Here is a 22,888-nt window from a genome sequence, read left to right on the forward strand (position 1 = left end):
GCATTATGTCTGCCCCTCACCGGGCGCGGCCCTCCGGCCGCTTGGCCGCGGCCTCAATGGCCGCTGATCGCGACGCGCGTCTGATTTGACGCACGCCGCTCTAGGCCAGCCGGTTCTTCACATAGGCGCCGGGGGCGTCCTCGATCACCTTCAGCTTTCCGGCACCGGGCTCCCGGGCGGGAATCTGCTTGCCCGCGAACTTCTCCACCCAAGACTGCCAGTCGGTCCACCACGAGCCGGGCACCTCGGTGGCGCCGGCCAGCCAAGCGTCGGGGTTCTTCGGCTTCTTGGTGTTGGTCCAGTAGCAATACTTGTTGGCGGCGGGCGGATTGACCACGCCCGCGATGTGGCCCGAGGCCGACAGCACGAACTTGATCGGTCCCGACACATGCTGGGTCAGGGCATAGGTGCTCTGCCACGGCGCGATATGGTCCTCGCGGGTGGACAGCATGTAGACGGGGGTCTTGATCGCCGTGATGTCGATCTTGACGCCCAGCAGCTCGACGGCGCCGGGAACGATCAGCTGGTTCTCCTGGTACATCTTGCGGAGATAGTAGCTGTGCATGGCGGCGGGCATGCGGGTCGAATCCGAGTTCCAGTACAGCAGATCGAACGGGAACGGATCCTTGCCCAGCAGGTAGTTGTTGACCACGAACGACCAGATCAGGTCGTTGGCGCGCATCATGTTGAAGGTGGTCGCCATGTCGCGGCCGTCCAGATAGCCATGCTCGGCCATCTTTTCTTCCAGGGCGGAAAGCTGCTCCTCGTCGATGAAGACGCCCAGTTCGCCCGGCTCCTTGAAGTCGGTCATGGTGGTGAAGAAGGTGGCCGACGCGATGCGGTCCTGACCCTTGGCGGCCAGATAGGCCAGGGTGCAGGTCAGCAAGGTGCCGCCCAGGCAGTAGCCGATGGCGTCGACCTGCTTGGCGCCGGTGGCCTTCTCGATGGCGTCCAGCGCCGCCAGGGTGCCGTTCTTCAGATAGGAGTCGAAGCCGTGCCCGGACAGGCTCTCGTCGGGATTGACCCAGGAGATGACGAACACGGTATGACCCTGGTCCACCGCCCACTTGATGAAGGAGTTCTTCGGGCGCAGATCCAGGATGTAATACTTGTTGATCCACGGCGGCACGATCAGCAGCGGCTTCTCGAAGCACTGCTCGGTGGAGGGCGTGTACTGCAACAGCTGGATCAGCTCGTTCTGATAGACCACCTTGCCCGGGGTGACGGCGATGTTCTCGCCCACCTTGAAGGCGTCGTAGTCGGTCATCTTGATGGATAGGTTGCCCTTGCCCCGCTCAAGATCGTCCAGCAGGTTGTTGAGGCCCTTCAGCAGGTTCTCGCCCCGGCTTTCCACGGTGGCGCGCAGCACTTCCGGGTTGGTCATGACGAAATTCGACGGCGCCATGGCATCGACGAACTGGCGGGTGTAGAAGTCCACCTTCTTGGCGGTGTGGTCGTCGAGACCTTCAACATCCTTCACCACGCCCTGCATCCAGCGGGCCGACAGCAGATAAGACTGCTTGATGAAGTCGAAGATCTCGTTTTCTTCCCACATCTCGTCCTTGAAGCGACGGTCGGCCGCGTCGGGCTTGACCACCGGTTCGGGAACTTCGCCCAGCATGCGGCGCGCCGTGTTCTGCCACAGCGTCATGTAGTCCTGCCACAGGCCCAGATTGGCTTCCACCACCTTGGCGGGGTCGCTCATCAGCTTGGCCGTCATTTCCATGAAGGCATTGCCGATATTCAGGGGATCGGCGGACCCGAATTTGGGGTCCGACGCCTGGCGCGTCAGGAAGTCGGTGACGATACGCTGGCTGCGCTCGGCGATGCTGGTCATCGCCTTGGAGAGTTCCGCCGGATCGATCGTCTTGGCATCCGCGCCGTTCTGTTCAGCCATAAGTACCCCTCATTGCGGTGCATCCAGAGTGCGACTCCCATGAGCATATAGACGCTCTCGGGGGTCTTGACCAGCGGAGAGAGGTGCAACCCCGTCCCCCTTCTGGTCCGTGCCATAGTTCTATATACTTTCGTTCCATGGCCTGATAAACGTGAACTTGCCGCAAAATTCGGTTCGATCAAAACATATTCTCGTGAACGGGGGCTGCGTTTCGTCCATGTTGGATTGCATCGAGGCTTGGCGCCTCCGCCACGAGCGCCATGCGATCATCGTCGGAAAGAGTGTTGTCGCAGCGGCTTTGATCGCCGGATGCTCGTGGGTTCCAGACGCCGCCAACCCAGTTGAGTGGTACAAGGGGATCGCCAACACCATCAGTAGCGATGAAACGCCGGAAATCGCGTCGCCTCGGCGACCGGACGGAAGTTTCCCCGACGTCACCGCCACGCCCGATCAGGCGCGCAAGCCGCTGCCGAAGGGCCTCTCGGCCGATCGTGAAAATTCAAAATACGCCGAATCGGTCAAGCGCGAACCGGCGCCGACCAAGCAATTGGCCAAGCGCACCCAACCGGCCCAGACCCAGGTCGCCCAGGCAAGCCCCGGTCAATCCGCCGCCGCGCAGAATGGCAAGGGCGGCTATCAGCCGTCGCTGGACCGCCGCATGCAGGGCGCTCGCGACGACGGCCCCAACGCGCCGCCCTCCACCGCCCCCGGCGGCCCGCCCGCCAGGGCCGACGTCCCCGACTACATCCCCACCAAGCGCACCGTGCTGTCCGATCATTACGCCAAGCGCCTGGCTGAATCCGCCGCCGCCACCAACAAGAACGACCCCTTCGCCACGGTGCCGCCGCCGCGTTCGGAAGCGTCCTACAATCAGCCGGTCCACACTTATGCGGTTCCGGCCAATGCGCCGGTGGGTTATGGCCGCGCCGCCTATGCCTCCGACGTCTCCTATGGAACGCCCGATTTGGTGGCTCCGCGCGGGACCAAGGCCATTCGCGGCACCAAGGGCGTCAGCGTTCCCTCGGGTCCGGCCGCGTCGTTCGAAGTGGCCGCCGTCCAGTTCGGCCGCGACGGCGGCCTGACCGCCGCCGATCGCGCCGCCTTGAAGCAGGTGGCCCAGTTGCAGCGCCAATCCGGCGGAGTGGTGCGGGTCTTGGGGCTGTCGTCCTCGGGGCCCATCTCCTTCGTGGGCGGCGATGACGAGGAAGTCGCCACCCAGCGGGCCAACATGGTCGCCAAGGCTCTGACCGGCATGGGCGTTCCCGCCCGCAAGGTGCTGGTGGCGGCCGATACGGCTTCCGGCGGCTACGACGACAGCGGCGCTCGGGTCTCCATCGAATATTGATGGGCGGTAAGGCCATGGATCAGGAGTTCCACCGCATCAAGCGGCTTCCGCCCTATGTGTTCGCGGAAGTGAATGCCATGAAGGCCCGCGCCCGCGCCAACGGCGAGGACATCATCGATTTCGGCATGGGCAACCCCGACCAGCCGACCCCCGCCCATATCGTCGACAAGCTGGTGGAGGCGGCGCGCAATCCCCGCGCCCACCGCTATTCCATGAGCCGGGGCATCCCCGGCCTGAGGAAGGCGCTAAGCGCCTATTACCAGCGCCGCTTCGCCGTCGATATCGACCCCGATTCCGAATGCATCGTCACCCTGGGCTCCAAGGAGGGGCTGGCCAATCTGGCCAATGCCATCACCAGCCCCGGCGACGTGGTGCTGGTCCCCAATCCCAGCTATCCCATCCATCCCTACGGTTTCATCATCGCGGGCGGTTCGTGCCGCTATGTGCCGGTGACGCCGGACGCGGAATTCCTGCGCGCCCTGGACCGTGCCGTGCGCCATTCGGTGCCCAAGCCCATCGCCCTGGTGCTGAACTATCCCAGCAATCCGACCGCGCTGCTGGCCGATCTGGATTTCTACGGCCAGGTGGTGGAGTTCTGCCGCCATCACGGCATCTGGATCCTGTCCGATCTGGCCTATTCCGAGATCTATTTCGACGTGGAGCCGCCGCCCTCCATTCTCCAGATCCCCGGCGCCAAGGACATCGCCGTGGAGTTCACCTCCATGAGCAAGACCTACAACATGCCGGGCTGGCGCATCGGCTTCGCCGCCGGTAACAAAAAATTGATCGCCGCCCTGGGGCGCATCAAGAGCTATCTGGATTACGGCGCCTTCACGCCGATCCAGGTGGCGGCCTCGGCGGCGCTGAACGGCCCCCAGGACTGCGTCGACGAGATCCGCGCCATGTACAAGGATCGCCGCGACGTGTTGATCGAGGGCCTTCATGCTGCTGGCTGGCAGGTGCCCAGCCCGCCCGCCACCATGTTCGCCTGGGCGCCCATCCCGCCCGCCTTCGCCCATCTGGGCTCGCTGGAATTCTCCAAGCTGCTGATGCGCGAAGCCCAGGTGGCGGTAGCGCCCGGCATCGGCTTTGGCGAATACGGCGATTCCTATGTCCGCATCGGGCTGGTGGAAAACCGCCACCGTACCCGCCAAGCGGTCCGCAACATCAAGACCTTCCTCGGCAACTACGACAAGGTGCTCGAGGAATCAGAGAAACAGCGCAAGAGTCCCGGTCCATGAGCAAGTCCCCCCTGAAAATCGCCATCGCCGGTCTCGGCACCGTCGGCGGCGGCACCGTCCAACTGCTGCACGATCAGGCCGATCTGCTGGCCTCCCGCGCCGGGCGCAAGCTGACCCTGGTGGGCGCCGCCGCCCTGGTCAAACCGTCGGACCTGCCGCTGGACGGCGTGCCGTTCTTCACCGATGCCCGCGTCATGGCCAAGGACTGCGATTACGACGTGCTGGTGGAACTGATCGGCGGGGCGGGCGGCATCGCGCTCGACGTGGTCAAGACCGCCCTGGAGCGCGGCCGCAGCGTGGTCACCGCCAACAAGGCCATGATCGCCCATCACGGCGTCGAACTGGCCCGCATCGCCGAGGCCAAGGGCGGCAATATGGGCTTCGAGGCCAGCGTCGGCGGCGGCATTCCCATCATCAAATCGCTGCGCGAAGGCCTGTCCGGCAACGCCGTCGGCAAGGTGATGGGCATCCTGAACGGCACCTGCAACTACATCCTGACCACCATGCGCGATTCGGGCCGCGACTTCGCCGACGTGCTGGCCGAGGCGCAGGCCCTGGGCTATGCCGAAGCAGACCCCACCTTCGACATCGACGGCATCGACACCGCCCACAAGCTGGCCATCCTGGTCAGCCTCGCCTTCGCCATGCCCATCGATCTGGAGGCCATCGCCTGCGAGGGCATCCGCCACGTCTCGGCGCTGGATATCCGCTATGCCGACGAACTAGGCTATCGCATCAAGCTGCTGGGCGTCGCCTCACGCAGCGAGGCAGGGGTCGAGGCCCGCGTCTATCCCGCCATGGTGCCGCTGTCCTTCCCGCTGGCCCATGTGAGCGGCCCCTTCAACGCCATCGTCACCGAGGGCGATTTCGTCGGCCGTACCGTGCTGGAAGGCCGGGGCGCGGGCGCGCGGCCCACCGCCTCGGCCGTGGTCGCCGATCTGATGGACCTGGCCCGCGGCCGCGTCATGCCGACCTTCGGCGTGCCGGTGGACAGCCTGATGCCGCTGCCTGCCGCTTCCTCCGGCGCCCATCACAGCGCCTATTACATCCGCCTGATGGTCAAGGACGAGCCGGGCGTGTTCGCCGATGTGGCCGCCGCCCTGCGCGACGAAAAAGTATCCATGGAACAGATCATCCAACGTGGCCGCGCCCCCGCCGAGACCGTGCCGGTGGTCATGACTGTGCATGAAACCGACGAGGCGTCCATGCTGCGCGCCGTGGCCCGCATCAAGGCGCTCGGCTCGGTGGCCGACCTTCAATTGATCCGCATCGAGAATTTGTAATAGAGGAGGGGAAGCCATGGCCGACCCGACCGCCATTGTCGCAATGGATCGCAACCTCGCACTGGAAGTGGTGCGGGTCACCGAGGCCGCCGCCCTGGCCGCCGCGCAGCATGCCGGTCGCGGCGACGAGAAAGCCGCCGACGAAGCCGCATGCACCGCCATGCGCCGCGCCCTCAACCGCTTGGCCATGACCGGCGTCATCGTCAATGGCGAGGGCGACGACCAGACCCAGCCCCTGCATACCGGCGAGACCATGGGCAATGGCGCCGGTCCCAAGGTGGATATCGTGCTGACCGCCCTGGAGGGGCGCTCCATCTGCGCGCGCGGCGCCCATAACGCGCTGTCGGTGGTGGCGCTGACCGAGGAAGGCAGCTTTCTCAAAATTCCCCAGCATTCCTACATGGAAAAGATCGCCGTCGGCCCCGAACTGCCCGCCGGGGTCATCGATCTCGACCTTTCGGCCGAGGATAATCTGGCCCGCATCGCCGAGGCCAAGGGGCTTGCCGTCTCCGACCTCACCGTCAGCGTGCTGGACCGCCCCCGCCACGCCGATCTGATCGAGCGCCTGTACGCCGCGGGTGCCAGGGTCATGCTGTTCGACGACGGCGACATGTCGGGCGCCCTGGCGGCCGGATTGCCGGAAACCGGCGTCGACGTCTATATGGGATCGGGCGGCGCCGCCCAGGGCGTGCTGGCCGCCGCCGGGCTGAAATGCCTGGGCGGGCGCATGCAATGCCGGTTGCTGATCCGCTCGGAGGGCGATTTCATGGCGGCGCGCAACGCCGGTATCGACGATCCCAAGCGCAAATGGGACATCGACGAGATGGTCAAGGGCGAGGTCATGTTCGCCGCCACCGGCATCACCGACGGCCATGTGCTCAAGGGGGCGCGGCTGTTGCCGGGCAACCGGGCGCTCAGCCATTCCCTGGTGATGCGCTCGGTGACCGGCACCATCCGCTATCTGTCGGTCCGCCACGACCTGGACCGCAGCCGCATGCTGTTATGAGCAGTGCGTTTGAAGTGCGGAAAAATCGGAGCGCAGCGACTGGCGCGTTGCCCTTAGGTCCGGGCGGGCCATGGCCCGCAGGGAGCGCCCGCGAGCGCGTGCGAGCGAAAGCCAAGCATCCCGGAGGGATGCGCCCGGCGATTGAGGGGCATCCAAGGTGAACCAGGCGGCGTTCCTCGGAGTCGAACGATCACTGACCGGACGCCGCTGGCAGTCGCGGACCGGCGACGCCAGACTGGCACTCGCCCTGTCCCAGCGCCTGGGCCTGCCGGAACTGGTGGGACGCGTCCTGGCGGCGCGCGGCATCGGCCTGGACGAGGCGCCCTCCTTCCTCAATCCGACCCTGCGCGATCTGCTGCCCGATCCCAGCCATCTTCTGGACATGGACAAGGCGGTGGAGCGGCTGGTGCGCGCCGTCACCTCGGGCGAAACCATCGGCATCTTCGGCGATTACGACGTGGACGGCGCCACCTCCTCGGCCCTGCTGCGGAATTTCATCGCGGCGGCGGGCGGCCGCGTCACCGTCTATATCCCCGACCGGGTGGCCGAGGGCTATGGCCCCAATGCGCCCGCCCTGCTGCGCCTGAAGGCGGAAGGCGTCGGCGTGGTGGTGACGGTGGATTGCGGCACCACCGCCTTCGATCCGTTGGCGGCGGCGGCCGAAGCAGGCCTCGACATGATCGTGGTCGACCATCACGTGGCCGAGGCGGCCCTGCCCCAGGCCCTGGCGGTGGTCAATCCCAACCGGCTGGACGAGACCAGCCCCCACGGCCATCTGGCGGCGGTGGGCGTCGCCTTCCTGCTGGCGGTCGGGCTCAATCGCGGCCTCAAGCAGGCGAGATGGTTCGAGACGCGTCCCGCCCCCGACCTGATGCGCTGGCTGGATCTGGTGGCGCTGGGCACGGTCTGCGACGTGGTGCCGCTGGTGGGCGTCAACCGCGCCCTGGTGACCCAGGGGCTCAAGGTCATGGCCAAGCGCCACAATGTGGGCCTCGCCGCCCTGGGCGACGTGGCGGGCATCAAGGAAAGCCCCGGCGCCTATCATCTGGGCTATGTGCTGGGACCGCGCGTCAATGCCGGTGGCCGGGTGGGCGAGGCCGAATTGGGTACCCGCCTGCTGTCCACCGACAGCCCCGCCGAGGCCGCCGACATCGCCCGCCAGTTGGACGGCTATAACAAGGACCGCCAGGAGATCGAAGCCGCCGTCCTGCTGGAGGCCATCGAACAGGTGGAAGGCCGCCCCGACGACGGCAGGCCCCTGCTTGTCGCCGCGGGCGAAGGCTGGCACCAAGGCGTCATCGGCATCGTCGCGGGCCGCCTGAAGGAACGCTATGGCCGCCCCGCCTGCGTGGTGGCGCTGGACGGCGACACCGGCAAGGGCTCGGGCCGCTCGGTCACCGGCCTCGACCTGGGCGCCGCCGTCATCGCGGCCCGTCAGGCCGGCCTGCTCAAGGCGGGCGGCGGCCACGCCATGGCGGCAGGCTTCACCCTTGCCCGCCATAAGCTGGCGGACTTCCAGGACTTCATGGCCGAGCGACTGCAGGCGCAGTTGGACGGCGAGCTGGTGCCGCTGCTGGACCTGGACGGCGCCCTGGATGCCGGAGCGGCCACGGTGGATCTGGTGGAAACCCTGGCCCAGGTCGGCCCGTTCGGGTCCGGCAACCCGGAACCCCGCTTCGCCATCACCGCCGCCCGGGTGGTCAAGGCCGACGTGGTCGGCTCGGGCCATGTGCGCGTCATGCTGGCGGGAGCGGGCGGCAAACGCCTGAAAGCCATCGCCTTCCGCGCCGCCGATTCCGAGATGGGCCATGCCCTGCTGGCCTCGCAAGGAGCGCCGTTTCACTTGGCCGGCACCCTCCGCATCGACACCTGGCAGGGCTCCTCGACGGTGCAATTGACCATCGACGACGCCGCTTTTGCCCGATGATGCCGATTTCCGGCAAAGCACCCTTGATTTTCCCCGCCAAGGCGGCTATCAAGTCGCCCTCGCGCCTCGACGTCCCCATCGTCTAGAGGCCTAGGACACCGCCCTTTCACGGCGGTAACAGGGGTTCGAATCCCCTTGGGGACGCCAATGCTTTCAAGGCTTTAGAGGCAAGCCTTACGCAAGCTCAGAAATGCGGGACATAATTGGGGGACATTTCTCCTCCGAGATCTCCGATTTTTCTCCCCCATTGACGTCCCTCGGTGACCATGCGATTGAGCTTTTCGATCTAATCGAGAGGTGGGCATGGGCAGCATCGTTCAGCGACGAGACCGAAAAGGTCAATTCCTCGGTTTCCAGGCCAAACTTCGACGTGTCGGATTTCGGCCAGAACCCGCATCGCAGATGTTCCCCGTCTTCAAAGGTGACGAGAAGAGCCAGGAGGCCAGAACGGCCTATGGCGCTGCTGTGACGTGGATGCACGCCATGGAGAAGGAGATGGATCGAGGCATGTATGCCCTTGACGCGCAGCAACCTGCTCCGGCACTCACTGTGCAGCAGGCCATGAACACATACCGAGCCGATCTTAAGACGCGTGGCGGTGACACCGAAAATTGCGACCGTCTCGAGGCCCATCTGTCTGACGCTATGGCCGCCACGGCAGTCATGGATCTAAAGGCCGCCGACCTCAGAACTTGGCGGGACGGTCTGACATCAGAGTTGATGCCGGCGACAGTCAATCGCCTTTCAACCATTTTTAAGGCTGCGCTCAATCTGGCGATTGAGCTCGATGAGGGCAAGACCATCACATCACGTCTGGCCTGGGAAAGCGGCCTCAAGGCCCTACCTGGCGCGGAAACATCGCGCAATGTCATCTTACCAATCCCCGTGGTCGGTCGATTGATCGAAGCCGCTTACGGTCAGAGCCATTCGTTCGGATTGTTCGTTGAGGCATCCGCCATGACCGGAGCCCGCCCAGTCCAGCTAGCCCGGCTAGTCGTAGCTGATCTCCAAGATGACCGACCTGAACCACGATTGATGATGCCATCAACCAAGAAAGGCAGAGGCACAAAGGTGATTAAATGCACGGGCATCGCGATCCCGGTTGATCTTGCTAAGCGGCTACGTACTGCTTCTGCTGGCAAGCGGGGCGATGAACTGCTGCTGGCACGGAATACAGGCGATGCATACAGCGAAAGCAATCATCACCATCGTCCCTTCCGGCGTGCAGTTAAGGACGCAGGAATCAGGCCTGGTGACGTTGCGCCCTATGGCCTAGATGAACTCACAATCTATGCATTGCGGCACACGCATATCGTCCACCAGATCCAGGCCAACGTGCCACTGCGAATTATCGCAGCGCTCCATGACACGTCAATTCAGATGCTCGAGCGGCACTATTCAGCCAACATCGGCAGTCTGTCGGATTCGGTCGCACGTGCGGCCCTCCCGCCAATTATCGTGATCGCAGGAACGCCAGCAAAACCATCTCGCCAGGGTATTGATGGACAATGCAAGCATGGCCACGACTACCATCAGCATCCGCCATACGTGAACAGCCGAGGGTCGGTCGTCTGCGCCGAATGCGCGCGCATTCGGACAAAGGAAAATAAGGCGCGACGCAGAAATCAAAATCCGTGAAATGCAGGAAATTGCAATAATAGCTATAGCTTGCTAGAATTGATGGCATACATCCCGCCAGGGATGCGAGACAGGTGGCCAAGCCACGCGCTAAGCGCAGCAGTCGCTAGTGTTGTGGAGCCCCGATGAGGGGTACGGCGTTCGTGATGAACGCGGGGGAAACGCGACAGTGGATACCAAACTGGATCTGCGGCGTCCCGCGCGCGGACGCTAGGCGAGGCGCGACCGGAATCTTTTCTTCTGGGTCGTGTTATGTCTGCAGATCTGACGAAATACAAAATGATTACCGTGGACGAGGTCGCTCGGCTGCTGGGCAATGTGTCGACCGATACCATTCTGCGGCTTGGGCGGCGCGGCGATCTGCCGATCCTTCGCATCAGTGACGGTCGGCGCGCAGTGCGACTTGCCGACATTGAGGCGTATCAAGACCGTCAGTTGGCCGCGTGGCACGCAGAAGTCGAATTGAACAAGCGTCTTGCAGAAGCTGGCAGGACGACGAAGCGGAAGCGTGGGCGGCCGAGGAAGGTGTTGTTCGCGGAAACCGCTGCATGAGAAAGGTTTTCATGAGAAAAACAGCAAGCTTCTGTTGCCGAGCAATGGTGGCCACGCTTGGCGTTGCAGAGGGGAAATTGAAGCGATGGCGGTCTCACGTTCAGCCGCCAATCGGCTCTGTACGTAGATTAATTAATCGCGAACCGCAGGTGATCCTGGAGTGCCCGCGCCTCCGCACCGCCGCTAAAGCAGCGGGTGCGATTGTAGACGGCTCCGCCGTCTCGGACGGTTCACATGGGGGGCAATAGATGAGCCGGATGGCCGACAGCGCTTTTGCCCTCGCTAAAGAAACCATTGCTTGCTATCGGAGGGCACCGCTGGCCACCGTTGCCAAGCTGCTCGACTACCATGGCCCTTCAAGGTGGCATGGCGCAATCGACATGGTGATGGAACTCCGGGCCTGCCCATATCACGACGCTGTGACGTTCCTACACGAGCACCTATTCGGCGGTGCCGGTGGTGATGCCAAGGGTGGTGGTTGGATCAAGGCACTGACGCCCCAAGAGCGTGCGGTCAAGGCCGCTTGGCGGCAACAATTGGACGCACTGGGCGCTGACCGCTACCGGCTGACAATGTTTCACCGTGATGTTGGTCGCACCTATCGGTCAGGCAAGCACAGGAATGAGACAGAAGAAGTATTCTACACCAATGAACAGCTGTTGGAATCAGTCCAAGAGACGTTCTGTAGGAATTGGCAGCGCAGCTATAACGTGTACATTACGCCATTCAGCGACACTCTGACTTATTTTCTTGTCGATGACGTTATGCCTGAAGCCAAGGCCCGGATGGATGCATCAGGATTTAGGCCGCTGATCTACCAAAGCACCAGTTGGCAATCATGGCAGGTAGTGCTCGCGGTGCCAAAATCAGATTTGGGCGATGATCAGGAGCGGCGACTGGCCAACTTTACCTTCAAGCGACTAAACGAGCTATATGGCGACGCCGGAATTGGCGGCCAGATCCACCCGTTCCGTGCGACTGGATTCCAGAACCGCAAGCCGAAATACGAAACATCTATGGGCCGCTACCCAACTGTGGATCTGATCGATGGGCGCCCAGGGACGATCTGTGAACGTACCAGGGCGTTCATTGTCGAGATGCGGGCAGAAGCGACCAAGAAGGCCGCGCCCGTCAGGATGGCTGGATTAGGCGAGCAGCAGTTATCTGAGGACGGCCGGGCCAAGATCGCTGCCTGCCAGGCGAGGCCGTGGCTACTTCAATATGCCCAGGACAACTTTCTGAGGCTGTCCGAACGCTATGGCGCCAATCTGGACGCCAGCCGGGCCGATTTCCAGATTGCCATTGGTTTGATCAATCGCGGCGCTGGGTTGGTCGAGGCTATCGCCGTGCTGCTGGCTTGCACGCCGACCATGACAGGTCGGCGGCACCGTGACCCGGCTGGGTACATGCTACGGACGGTTATGAGCGCAAAAGCGGCTGTCTAGCCTATCTTGGTGGCGTGCCCCTGAGGCACCTCATCAGCGTCAATAAATCTTGTGTAACTACAGCCGTAGGCAGAGGCTAACGCTAGAGACGGCGGAGCCGTCTCTATCTCGTCTGCGGCTTCAGACGCAGCGAGCGGGCGCGGGCATTTACGTGAGTATTACAGAAAGATATTGAGCGTTTTCAAGATCCTTCAATATCCACTCAATATCTATATCAACGCCAAACCATTGCAGATAAACGTTTTTTATAATCCTATTGATGATATTATGGATATTGAATGGTATTGATGGCTTTGCGAGGAAATACCCTTTCAGTTATGTGATAATTTAATCGGCCTCGTTTCGCCCAGGCGAACCGTTCCGGGTCGGCGACAAATCTCGCGTCAATATGGGTAACAGGGCCTCAATATCCTCAATATCCGGGGCAATGCGCTAAAATTATATATATATCAACATGTTAATCGATTCATCGATATTGAAAACGATATTGATAGATGTTGATCAAGCACAATATCGGCAGCAAAAAGGCATGAGAAATAGCGGTTTCTCAGGCCTCACTTGTTCTGAATGATAGAGATCGGTTCAAACAGCCTCGCTCTGGGCCTCGTCCATCAACGGCTTTATGGAATCAATATCGTGTTCGAATAAAGCGTGGTCGTGGGCGCGGTTGTTGATAAATGTATTCTGAAAGCCGCGCGCTGATGCTAGGCCTAGGCCGGCATGGGCTTCCTGTTCCTTGATGCGCCGAGCCTCTTCATCCGAGCCAGCAAATATCCGCAACAGCCGTTCGACTTGGCGCAGGTCCTCCGACGAATTTGGATATGGAAGGACGGCACGAACCATGCGGACTGCGGTGTTAAGGAGTTTTTCGTCTGTCAAAAGATCAAGTGGTGAGTAATGCTGAAGCCAGTCGCGAACGGCGCGATGTCGCTCAGACACGAGAAGATCGTGACTCGGCCAGCCTAGTCGGCTCAGCAATCCGAGCGCGGTGTTTGCAATCTCGTCGCTGGCGCTGGTGATCCTTGGTACCTGCCAGCCTTTGAAAACTACCATCCGAGCCGCGATCACACCCGCTTCAATGTGTTGCTCTGGTGTGCTCGAAGAGATCCGGATGATATCGGCGCTGTCCATGCAGCGGCACCCGGCTAACGTGTCGAATCGGTACCCATCGGAGCGGGATTCGGCAGGTGAACTGGCCATGATCACGTTGATGTTGCTGCGATAGCGGTCGCTGAGGGTCACGTCCAGCAGAATTTTACCGCTTGAGCTACGTACGACTGTCAGCATGTTTGTCATGTCCCTCCCTCCCTATGCTGCGGCTTCATCGTCATTAGCGAATTCATGGAGCTTGCTGCTTGTCGCAGTCTTGTTGATAAAGAGCTCCGGGCTAAAGATGAAGCATGGTATTTGGTTCGGAATCCCATAAAACATCTGCTGCCTTGGCTTGTCGTCCAGTAGTAAATTACTGAATCCTGATTTGATAATCGCTGGAGCGGTGTTTTCCCATTGCGATGCATTTGAAGATCGTTTCAGTAGTTCCTTAAGCCGCCCGAATGTATTGATATTTGCGGCCATCGCGATGTAATAACGGTGTCCTGGATGCCTTGCCGTATCAAACTTCGCTCGCGAATCATGGCTATCGAGAATCTTGAAGCCGACAGTCTCCAGGGTGTACCTAGCAACACGCTTGTCGGTCAGGCCATCACCGCACTCCATCGCATCCAGCATCAATTGGCCAAGTGAGCACTGGCGAAACGGAAAATCTATTTTTACACCCGGAATATTCGTCACGGTTTCAAGCATGAGCTGAGATTCGATATTGATCAATTTGACGTGATCGAGCTCAACTGCGTGATTGTCTGCTAGATATTCGGCGGTGATCCCCGCATCGGAAAGATATGCTTCAATCTCCTCTCGCGTGAGCTCGCGGCCGTATTTTAACTCAATATCGCCAGCCATCAGAGACAGCGTATCACCCATGCGATTCGTGCCACTCATGGAACCGATAATATCGGCTAACAATGCTGCGTTTTTATCCATGCGAAGCACAGCCCTGGTGCGTCGAGCTTGCAGCCGCATTGTGAAGTCTGGTGTATAAAGAGCCCGAATATCCTTTTGCAACTGTACAAATTTTGCCTGAGCTGCGGCATTACCGTCAGGGTCGAGATTGATATTGGGTGGTGGTTTGATGGCTAAACGAGCAATGCGGCTTGCGTCGGCACCCTGATTGAGGGTTACGCCGATGCTGGCAAAAACAAACATTGTGTACAGAGAATACGACGTCCCCTTTCCATCTGCGGTCCCTTTATATGACGCTGCTCCAGCGCTCGAAGCTGCGCGAGCCAGATGAACAACATTGCCAATATTGATTTTGTCCTTTTCGGTCTCCCCTTCTGCCTCATCAAATGAAATGGGCTTCGCGTCGGAATCCAGGGCATGACGGAGGCCCGCTGCTGTTGAATCTGACTGAGCCCCCAGGAGTGTCGGCATCAGTGGCATGAGGACATTTGACAGGAGCCAAGTCTTTCCCGATCCGGCACCGCCCTCGATCCATAGGTGAGTGCGCCACTTCAGCGCACCGCAGATTGGTGCACTCATAATGAATCCGGCGAGCAGGTGAGCGCTGACAGGATCCTGCCATCGCAGCCGCAGGGTGATGCTACGAAGCTTGTCCGCCTCGGCTTGAGTAATGTCAGAGTTTACATTGGGCCGAGCCATCGCGCCCTTGGCGAGATAGATGTAATGGCCAAGGCGGTTGCCAAAGTGGCCGCCATCCAAATCGGTTTCGGTCAGCGAGCCGTCGGTGTCGGTGATGTGCAGTTTGGAGCCATAGTGCGTAACGGCGATCTCAGCGCCGGCAATGGTGGTGTCAATCCAGGTGCCACGCCCTCGTAGCCGCTCATTCTGGTCACGTTCGCTCCAATATTCATGGGCACGGCAAAGCTTTTGGAGCGCGACACCGATCTTCGCTGGGTCGATCTTCGCCGTTGGCATGCCGTTCGCGTCTAGCTTTGGGAAGTTTTCAAGCCAAAATTCCGCAGGCGCGATCGGAGTGAATGTCATGATGTTGTTGCTGGCAAAATCGCGCTTTGTTCGCGTGATTACGCCTTTGCCATCACCAATAAAATGGTAATATTCATCTCCGCTAGAGATACTGTATCCGAGAGCGTGTACTGTGTTCCGCAGCCGCACACTGGCCAATGTGTTCTGAAAGTGGCTGATAGCATTTGGATGGTATTCTTCGATTCGACGTATTAGTTCGCCGCATTCGTCACAGTTAGCGAGCGCTGGATCATTTTCAAGCCGAACGATGAATGCCGTCATGTCGCGCTCAATCTCGGCAATCATCTCAGCTTTACGCTGCTCATGTTGTTCAGCCAGTCGCCGGGTCAGTTCCACAATATTAGCAGCATCCTGCTTTTGCTGCCTTCCAAGAGGGGAGTTGCCGGTAAGCACAACACGATTCGCTTGTTTGCATTTGCTGGCCAAGCCTTTATTGGTATCGGTCAGCCATGCTCTCGCCTCTGTGATGGTTTTGATTTCGGAGATGGACGGTAAAAGCATCTCAAAATCGACATCTCCAGCAATAAAGGGATCGTTGGTACCTGCATTGATCAACGACAGTGCGAGATCGTGATCTTCACCAACTGCTGGAATGCCAACAATTAAGCAGTCCTCCTCCTTATACCTGAGCGTAATGCTATCGGTCCGCACATCATCCGGCAATTCATCGACCGACACGACGGGGATATTGAGCAGATCAAACACCATCCTGCCGATGGTCGCTTCTGCGCGATCGCGGGCAAAAACCAAAGTGGGTATCGGAAAATTTACAATATCTATAGCCATAACGCATTCTCCAGCTTGTTTTTTGCCTGGAGTGCGGCTATCCTATTTCTGCAGATAAAGGATTGCTGCGCACTCCGGCGTCGTTATTTTCAGGCTCACCCTGCCAGGTGAGCCTGAAGTCTTTTTAGGCCGCCTGTTGTTGGCCCTCGGCTTGAGCCTGAACTGCTGACAATATCGCCAGTCGCTCACGCAACAACACGGCTTCGCACGCTGTCTGCACCAGACTTGATACATTACGTTTGCCAGTCAAAATCATTGTCACCAGAGGCCCGGTAACTCCAATGGCATTGGCTACAGCCTGTCGAGTTGGGAATCTTGCGGTGAACGCTATGAAGTCCTCTCTCGTCCATGCCCGTGTCATCGCAAATCTCCACAGATTCAGTTTGTAACACGGTTAAGAGTAGCGCATCAAAACATAATATTCAATACAGACCAATGCAATTACTGTCGTTTACGGCATGGCAACCCTCGGAGAGCCCTTTGTTTGCAACGATATTTGGGCATAAAAATATTTTTTGACTGCATAACAACATGACGTTCTGATGGTTTATTTGATAGGTAATACGTATCACCTATACAGTCTTTGCCTGAGTCTATGAAGAGCCGACCTCTTCGGGCCGTCCCCTCGGTTGCAATGGCTCAGGTATCCAGCACCAACGGCATGAATTCCTCAGCCGTTGGCCCAGAGCAAACGAAACCCAGCTAGACGCTGATCAACTGGGCTGGCTGATCTGTGTTTCTATCGAATGATGAGTGTGAACCAGAGCCAAGGGGTCGGAACCCATGCCTCAATGTCGTTCAGGTCACTTCTGAAAGCAGGGCTGAATTTGCCTCCGCGATATTGCAGCGATTTCGCGTAGGGTATGACCCTGCGAATAGCTTCAAGCCATACGAACGCCTCTGAGCCATGATTACGAACCTGCTGCTTGTCACGACCGCCCCTCCTTCTTCCCCAGCCGATAGAGCCGCGACCGCGTGCGTGCGAAGCCCAGCCTCTCGTCGAGCCATATCACGGGACTTGTCCGCTTGATCTTTCCGTCATTCTCTAAATACGGGTGATTTCTGATATGCCGCGCTGCTAAGCACACCAGCCCGTTTTCTTCGAACTGCCACCAGCCGTCCAAGGCCGCCACTTCATCTTCCGCTGGCGGCGGATTAAACTCTCTGGGAGCCCGGAGCGAAATGTTGCCGGCATTGGCAATGATTGCCTCCGCAACCATAACCTCCCGCTCGTTCAGGCGCCCATCCGCTAGATCCTCCCGCAACCAATTCAGAAATGCGGGAGCCGAGATTGCAGCGCCACCGGCCTGCTCGCCGATCTCGACCAAGCCCGGAGCCGAAGCATCGTGCGGCAGCCCCTGCCTCAGGCATTGACCGGCTGGCGACAAGAAGAGCAGGTCGGCAGGGCTCGGCACCAAGGTCAACTTGGCCTTGGCGTATTGCCGGGTCTGGTTCTGGTCGAAGGGGATTTTATGTAAAACCACGGGCCGCTCGACTAGGCCAAGGACATGCTTGGCGATCTCGGTGGGCACAGCCAAGCGCCATCCGTATTGCCGGGCCATCGCCCCCGCCACGAGATGAGGAGCTGGCATTTTTGGCCAACCGGAGCGGCCATACTGTGACAACATGAGTGCCCCAAACGGATCCTGCCAGCCGTAAATTCGAGGAGCGATGCGGATGGCTTCTCTGCTCCGCAGGATCGCCGCAAATTCTTTGCGACGAGCGGCATCATCGAGAAAATCTATGGCAGCGATCGCGATGGAATCCAGAAACTCGTCGCAATGGATCAACTCTGCCATCAAGCGGGGGACGATGTATTTATAACGGTCAGTCATATATGCCATTCCAACGATCGATGATGGCACGATCCATCGCCACGACGTCCTCGAAGGGGCGCTTGCACAGCTTGATGATATTTGCGTGACCAAGGCGGAGGTCGGCAGTAAAGAAGTTGGTCATGATCAATGCCTCTTCACGTTCCCAAAACCACCTCCTGCCAGCAGGGCGCCCTCTACGGCGGCACGCACCCGGCGCAGCGAGATCCCCCGACGGAATCCGTTACGTAACGCATCCTCGGCCTGATGGGGAAACTCCGGCAGATCACCGATAGAGACGCCCAGCTCAACCGACAGATCCCGCCGCATGCCACGCAAAACCGCATCGAAGTGCGCTTCGCTTGGCACCGGCACTTGGATGACTCTGAGCCGCGTCAACAGCGGGCCGCGAAGCGGCTCCGCATCATTGGCGCAGGCAATCCAGTTCACGGCCGACAAGTCCACCGGAGCGACAAGGCACTCATCGGGCCAGGAACGCGCGTTGAGTGGTTCCAGCATCGTCAAAAGCGTTGCCCGAATATCGCCATTGCGTCCGTCAGGCTTAGGCTTGTCGAGCTCGTCCGCCAGGATCAGCGGATTGGCCGTCGCGGACTGACGCATGACACAGACCGGGTAGCATGGCATTGCCGTTCCCCAGCCGCGAGCGGTGCCCTGCAACAACCGGTTGTCGCTCGATCCAGCAACGTTTATCTCGCCAAAGCCTATCTTGAGCAGCTCGGCCAGGCGGCGGGCGAAGCGGGTCTTGCCTGAGCCGGGCGGCCCGACCAAAATCGTCGGCCGCCACTTGGCCCAGTTGATGCCGACCTGACGCCGGAGCGTCAGGTCGCCGCAAATGGCGGCAATCACCCTGGACATCCAAGGAAATTCGGAGCTCAAGATATGGGCGAGCGTGTCCGGCGCCGGTCCGATAGCCAGGGCCATTGGCTCGGTTAAACATTTCCACGACGCTGCGATTGATTTGTCGTCGCCACTAAGCTTGCCAGCCTCCGAGGACTTTCCTGTTACACCGATAGAGCGACAGACGATCATGGTCGGCCCATCGATGACGGGAGAGGCTTCGCCACTGACGGAACCTCTGGCAGTATCGGGCTGAACAGCCTTAGTCTTGTCCAAGGCAGTCATCAGCTTGGAAGCAGGCTTGGAGGACTTGTCCTGCTCATTGGCAGCCTTGTAAGCCTGAGCCTCGGCCATCTTCTCCAGTACGACGGAACCGATCTGGCCCATACGCTCGAACGTCGCCCGAGCGGTGCCGGGGCTGTATAATCCGCGGGTAAGATTCTGATTGACCCAGGCCAGTGCCAGCAGTCGGAGCTTTGCGGAATCGCACTTGTTGACGGGATGATCAGTCCATAGATCTCCCGCCGGGGCCATATCGATTAACTTGATAGCGATGATCATACGGGCTGCGGATGGTGCATCATCAAAAGCCGAATGAGACAACGCAGCAACAGCCATCCAGCTATAGGATAAATCATCGTTCACATCACTATATCCGAGCTTTTCAGCAAGAAAAAATGCAGCAGAAGATCGGCGTGAGCCCGCATGACCCGCGGCGTTGCCCAACAGGTATTGAAGGTCCATGCTTTCGCTGGTGACTGGCTCTGTGAGGCGAGCCAGCATAGCGATATAATCGTTGAGCTGGCGCTCAAGTCGCTCAGGGTTAGCCTTGCGCCAACTGGCGAGGTCAAGCTGCTCCATCACATTGGCCTTCCAAGTCGCGCCAACGGATCATTCCGGACTTGGCTCAGCGGGAACGACGTAGCGTGCAGGCCTGATGCTTCGAGGTCAAAAAACGCCAGCATTTATCTCAGCACCTTGATCATGATCTCGGCCACAGCAACAATCCATCATGCGGGACGATTGCAAATTAACGTGGCATCGTAAATGAAAATATCTTCAAAAATTTTAGATGTCTTCATGGGAAAAACAGATGTATATTGCGATTTGCGCACTGCAAAACCCCGCATTTGCGAAGCCATTAATGAAAACCTTTTCTCGATAGTGAATTATATACAAATAATGCAGGCATGTACTTCTTGCGAGACATCGAAATAAGAAGCATGTCTGCGTATGCTTGATTCCGTGTGATGGCAAAATTGTCGCTACGCCAGCTCGAACCGGCATCCCGAATCGCGTGCAGGTCCATCTCAATGGTTCATCTTAGCTTGCCCTACAGTTTGGTCCGCGAGCGCATCATCACCGCGAAGGAAGAGCAGCAGGGGATTTCGGCGGTCAGGTTTGGTTGGCGTGTCAGCAAGACCAAGCATGGCCTCAAATTGCCCCATGCGTGTGAGACATAGATTGTCCTGGCGGCGGAGTGCCTCTAACCACGCCCCAAGCTTATTTCTTGAATCTTCAATCGTTATGATCATACTGATCAATGTGATTTGTGTGAGGCTCTCATGATTACCGAAACCAATGCCGTCAGCTTTCGCCAGAACCTGGGAGAGATGATTAACCAAGTGCAGTATCGCCATGACAGCATCGTCATCAACAAGGACGGCAAGCCGGTGGCGGCACTAATCGACGCGGGACTGTTCGGTCGCATCCGCCGGATGCAAGATCGCTTCGATGCTCTCTCTAGCCGTATGGCGAGCGCCTTTGCCGGCATTCCCGAGGAAGACGGCTTGGCCGAGATTGACGCCATTGTCGCCGAGGAGCGTTCAGCGCTCGCAAGAAAGGGCTGAGGCGTGCCGACATTGCGTGTGGTGTTGGACACCAACGTCCTCGTGTCCGGCATTGCCTATCCCGGCGGTGTCCCGGGGCGCATTGTTGCGGCGTGGCGACAGGGCGGCCTCGTCGTGGTGCTGTCTCGCTATATCCTGGATGAGTTGGCTCGCGTTCTGCCTAGGCTGAACCACCGACTGAATTGGAGCGAAGCAGAATTCGCGGACTTCATCGATATTCTGGCCATCAACGTCGATCTGGTCGAGCCGGACTCAGCCGATGACACCGAGTTACGTGACGCCGCCGATCAGCCAGTCCTGGGGACTTTATTGACGGCCAAGGCAGATTACTTGGTCACCGGTGATCGCGATCTGCTGACCCTAGCCACGCGGTATCCGATCATCACCCCAGCCGAGTTCTGGTCCCGGCACGGTGGGTAGCAACTTACAACCACAAGCCTTCAAAGGCGCATTGTGGGCAGTACGGAACCGCAAAGGATAAAAGCATACTTTCATCGCTTGATACCCGCATATCGTTATGCAGGTATACCTGTATACATTCACGCTGCGGCGATCTGAGGCAAGCCATTTTTGGCAAAAAGATCATTGATCGCCTCGATCATCAGATCATGTACTTTACAATCCTGAGCAATGGCCATCCGCTTGAGCTGCCTCGCGGCCTCACGGTTGATGTAGATGGTCTGCTGGGCTGAACGCTCACGCAACCCGCCGCTCTTCGGCGTCGCCACCTTGACGTCATCTGACGAGACTGGGGCTGGAACGACACCAACGCCGGGTCGACGCAGCGGCGACTTGGTCAGAGAAGCGCGCTTGCTACTCATTGTGAAATCTCCTTGTATAACCAATTCCAGAGGCTGCTGATCTCCGCAGCAGCCTTGCCGCGTTTTTCGTATTCCGTGACAGATTGACCGTCAATGAGAGCGTGGTGATAGGCAACACGATCTGAAATCTGGCCAGGCCAGATAGGAAGCCCATAAGCATCTAGCGCTGCGCGAGATTCGGAAACCGCGCCAGCCTCTGCGAAGCTTCTGCGACTCGGACATGCGGTCAAGATGATCGCAGACCGAACATTGGCCGTTGCGACGATATCCACGGTAGGCGCGATGGCGCGTAGATCCAAAATAGTCGGCCGACATGGGATCAAAACGTAGTCTGCCTGCCGCGCTGCCGCAACTGCATCCACATCGCTATGGGGCGCTGTGTCAATGATGATCAAGTCAATTTTTTCAACGACACAGGACTGAATCACGTCGGGCAGGTTGGATCCATTGGATTCAGCCAACAATGGCACGTCCGCGTGGCGGCTCTCATGCCAGTGCGCGGCACTGCGCTGCTTGTCCATATCGATGATCGCCACTGACAGCCCACTTTGCGATGCGGCGACCGCTAGATGAACCGCCGTTGTTGTTTTGCCGCTACCGCCCTTCTGCGCCAGAATCGCGATAACCTTCGGTCTTTTTAGCATGGTATACCAGCATCCTTTTATAACTGTATCATGTGATACATGTATAATATGGTGCTGATTGCCGAATTATCAAAGAGCAGCCGTCGTCACCGCCAGACCATCTAAGGAGGCGGCACTATGATTTTTACCTCGGGCTTCCCACGGCACCCGACGGGTCGGCCTCTCTGGCTTTTAAACTTGTCGAAATCCCGGTCTCATCTAAATGCCGTACGGCCATGCCCGACGCTGCCACAGGCTGGAAGAATCCACGTGCCTGACGCTTAAGTCCATATTGCCCGCTCATCCTGGCACTGCTGTGGCCAAGGAATTGACTACGCATTTCATTGCTAAATCCTCCGGTTCCCTTCGATGCACGATCATGCGCTTCAGCCGCCAATTGATGACGAATGCTGTAAGCTGAAACTCCGCACCCAGGAAAGATCCGCTCCCCTTGCCGGATTATGGCCATCTTTAACGCCGAATTGCTGTTTAGGCAGGGCACGATGGTCTGCGCCTGACCACCCGGGACCAGACCCGCAACATCAATTAGATGGATAGCTGGCGCGGTTGTCGCGTCGATCACCGCAACGCGTGGGTCGTCCTTTACCCCATGTCCGACACGGGTCTTGGCCCCCAAAATCGTGCACCCAATTGTCTTTCCGTCTAAGAGTCTGAATCTGAATCGGTCTGATTGCATTACCCCCGAGCCAATCGCCGCATGATGAGTTTGACGCTGGCG

At 59.2% G+C, this 22,888-nt stretch carries 19 protein-coding genes and 1 tRNA gene; 11 read left to right on the forward strand and 9 right to left on the reverse strand.

The window, feature by feature from the left end; translation table 11 throughout:
- Window positions 1-100 precede the first annotated feature (100 nt).
- Complete coding sequence (locus CU669_RS19850) at window positions 101-1,897, reverse strand: PHA/PHB synthase family protein (RefSeq protein ID WP_112147334.1); 1,797 nt, start codon at window positions 1,895-1,897, stop codon at window positions 101-103.
- A 217-nt stretch (window positions 1,898-2,114) separates the two neighbouring features.
- Between CU669_RS19850 and CU669_RS22090 the strand changes: the two genes are divergently transcribed.
- The 9 genes from CU669_RS22090 to CU669_RS19895 all read left to right on the forward strand — a co-directional run bounded on the left by CU669_RS22090 (window position 2,115) and on the right by CU669_RS19895 (window position 12,334).
- A complete protein-coding gene (locus tag CU669_RS22090) occupies window positions 2,115-3,242 on the forward strand; it encodes a hypothetical protein (RefSeq protein ID WP_112147335.1) in 1,128 nt (375 codons plus the stop codon).
- Window positions 3,243-3,256: 14 nt separating this feature from the next.
- Window positions 3,257-4,483, forward strand: a complete 1,227-nt coding sequence (locus CU669_RS19860) for an LL-diaminopimelate aminotransferase (protein WP_112147351.1) — start codon at window positions 3,257-3,259, stop codon at window positions 4,481-4,483.
- Window positions 4,480-5,766, forward strand: coding sequence for a homoserine dehydrogenase (locus CU669_RS19865; RefSeq protein ID WP_112147336.1), 1,287 nt, complete (start codon window positions 4,480-4,482; stop codon window positions 5,764-5,766). The genes CU669_RS19860 and CU669_RS19865 overlap by 4 nt, the downstream gene beginning before the upstream one ends.
- Window positions 5,767-5,782: 16 nt before the next feature.
- Window positions 5,783-6,772 (forward strand): class II fructose-bisphosphatase, encoded by a 990-nt coding sequence (gene glpX, locus CU669_RS19870; protein WP_112147337.1) that lies wholly within the window; start codon window positions 5,783-5,785, stop codon window positions 6,770-6,772.
- A gap of 157 nt (window positions 6,773-6,929) precedes the next feature.
- The gene (gene recJ, locus CU669_RS19875) at window positions 6,930-8,699 is read left to right on the forward strand and encodes a single-stranded-DNA-specific exonuclease RecJ (protein ID WP_112147338.1); all 1,770 of its coding nucleotides are present in this window, start codon (window positions 6,930-6,932) and stop codon (window positions 8,697-8,699) included.
- Between the two features lie 71 nt (window positions 8,700-8,770).
- Window positions 8,771-8,846 (forward strand) — tRNA-Glu (locus CU669_RS19880).
- A 156-nt stretch (window positions 8,847-9,002) separates the two neighbouring features.
- Window positions 9,003-10,337 carry a tyrosine-type recombinase/integrase gene (locus CU669_RS19885; RefSeq protein WP_112147339.1) on the forward strand — a complete coding sequence of 445 codons (1,335 nt, stop codon included), beginning with the start codon at window positions 9,003-9,005 and terminating at the stop codon, window positions 10,335-10,337.
- 252 nt (window positions 10,338-10,589) lie between these two features.
- Window positions 10,590-10,889, forward strand: coding sequence for a helix-turn-helix transcriptional regulator (locus tag CU669_RS19890; protein ID WP_112147340.1), 300 nt, complete (start codon window positions 10,590-10,592; stop codon window positions 10,887-10,889).
- A 248-nt stretch (window positions 10,890-11,137) separates the two neighbouring features.
- A complete protein-coding gene (locus CU669_RS19895) occupies window positions 11,138-12,334 on the forward strand; it encodes a DNA-primase RepB domain-containing protein (protein ID WP_112147341.1) in 1,197 nt (398 codons plus the stop codon).
- A gap of 582 nt (window positions 12,335-12,916) precedes the next feature.
- Here the strand turns inward: CU669_RS19895 and CU669_RS19900 are convergent.
- From CU669_RS19900 to CU669_RS19915, 5 genes are all read right to left on the reverse strand, one after another.
- The gene (locus CU669_RS19900) at window positions 12,917-13,630 is read right to left on the reverse strand and encodes a hypothetical protein (RefSeq protein ID WP_112147342.1); all 714 of its coding nucleotides are present in this window, start codon (window positions 13,628-13,630) and stop codon (window positions 12,917-12,919) included.
- Between the two features lie 12 nt (window positions 13,631-13,642).
- Window positions 13,643-16,183: a hypothetical protein gene (locus CU669_RS19905; protein ID WP_146747818.1), complete on the reverse strand. Its 2,541-nt coding sequence runs from the start codon at window positions 16,181-16,183 to the stop codon at window positions 13,643-13,645.
- A 929-nt stretch (window positions 16,184-17,112) separates the two neighbouring features.
- The gene (locus CU669_RS19910) at window positions 17,113-18,018 is read right to left on the reverse strand and encodes a hypothetical protein (protein ID WP_112147344.1); all 906 of its coding nucleotides are present in this window, start codon (window positions 18,016-18,018) and stop codon (window positions 17,113-17,115) included.
- Window positions 18,011-18,142, reverse strand: coding sequence for a metallophosphoesterase family protein (locus tag CU669_RS22095; protein ID WP_275667827.1), 132 nt, complete (start codon window positions 18,140-18,142; stop codon window positions 18,011-18,013). Before CU669_RS22095 ends, CU669_RS19910 begins: the two co-directional genes overlap by 8 nt.
- Window positions 18,143-18,144: 2 nt before the next feature.
- Window positions 18,145-19,716: an AAA family ATPase gene (locus tag CU669_RS19915; protein WP_112147345.1), complete on the reverse strand. Its 1,572-nt coding sequence runs from the start codon at window positions 19,714-19,716 to the stop codon at window positions 18,145-18,147.
- Between the two features lie 704 nt (window positions 19,717-20,420).
- Between CU669_RS19915 and CU669_RS19925 the strand changes: the two genes are divergently transcribed.
- Both CU669_RS19925 and CU669_RS19930 read left to right on the forward strand, forming a co-directional pair.
- Window positions 20,421-20,705: a type II toxin-antitoxin system Phd/YefM family antitoxin gene (locus CU669_RS19925; protein WP_112147347.1), complete on the forward strand. Its 285-nt coding sequence runs from the start codon at window positions 20,421-20,423 to the stop codon at window positions 20,703-20,705.
- Window positions 20,706-20,708: 3 nt separating this feature from the next.
- Complete coding sequence (locus CU669_RS19930; RefSeq protein WP_112147348.1) at window positions 20,709-21,125, forward strand: putative toxin-antitoxin system toxin component, PIN family; 417 nt, start codon at window positions 20,709-20,711, stop codon at window positions 21,123-21,125.
- Between the two features lie 119 nt (window positions 21,126-21,244).
- On the opposite strand, the gene CU669_RS19935 is transcribed toward CU669_RS19930, so the two are convergent.
- The 3 genes from CU669_RS19935 to CU669_RS21650 form a co-directional block, all read right to left on the reverse strand.
- A complete protein-coding gene (locus tag CU669_RS19935) occupies window positions 21,245-21,526 on the reverse strand; it encodes a ribbon-helix-helix domain-containing protein (protein ID WP_112147349.1) in 282 nt (93 codons plus the stop codon).
- Window positions 21,523-22,170: a ParA family partition ATPase gene (parA, locus tag CU669_RS19940; RefSeq protein ID WP_112147350.1), complete on the reverse strand. Its 648-nt coding sequence runs from the start codon at window positions 22,168-22,170 to the stop codon at window positions 21,523-21,525. The genes CU669_RS19935 and parA overlap by 4 nt, the downstream gene beginning before the upstream one ends.
- Before the next feature lie 124 nt (window positions 22,171-22,294).
- Window positions 22,295-22,888: hypothetical protein (locus CU669_RS21650; RefSeq protein WP_205119516.1), on the reverse strand; the 594-nt coding region annotated here is incomplete at its 5' end.

The organism is Paramagnetospirillum kuznetsovii (assembly GCF_003284725.1).
Taxonomy (GTDB): Bacteria; Pseudomonadota; Alphaproteobacteria; order Rhodospirillales; family Magnetospirillaceae; genus Phaeospirillum; species Phaeospirillum kuznetsovii.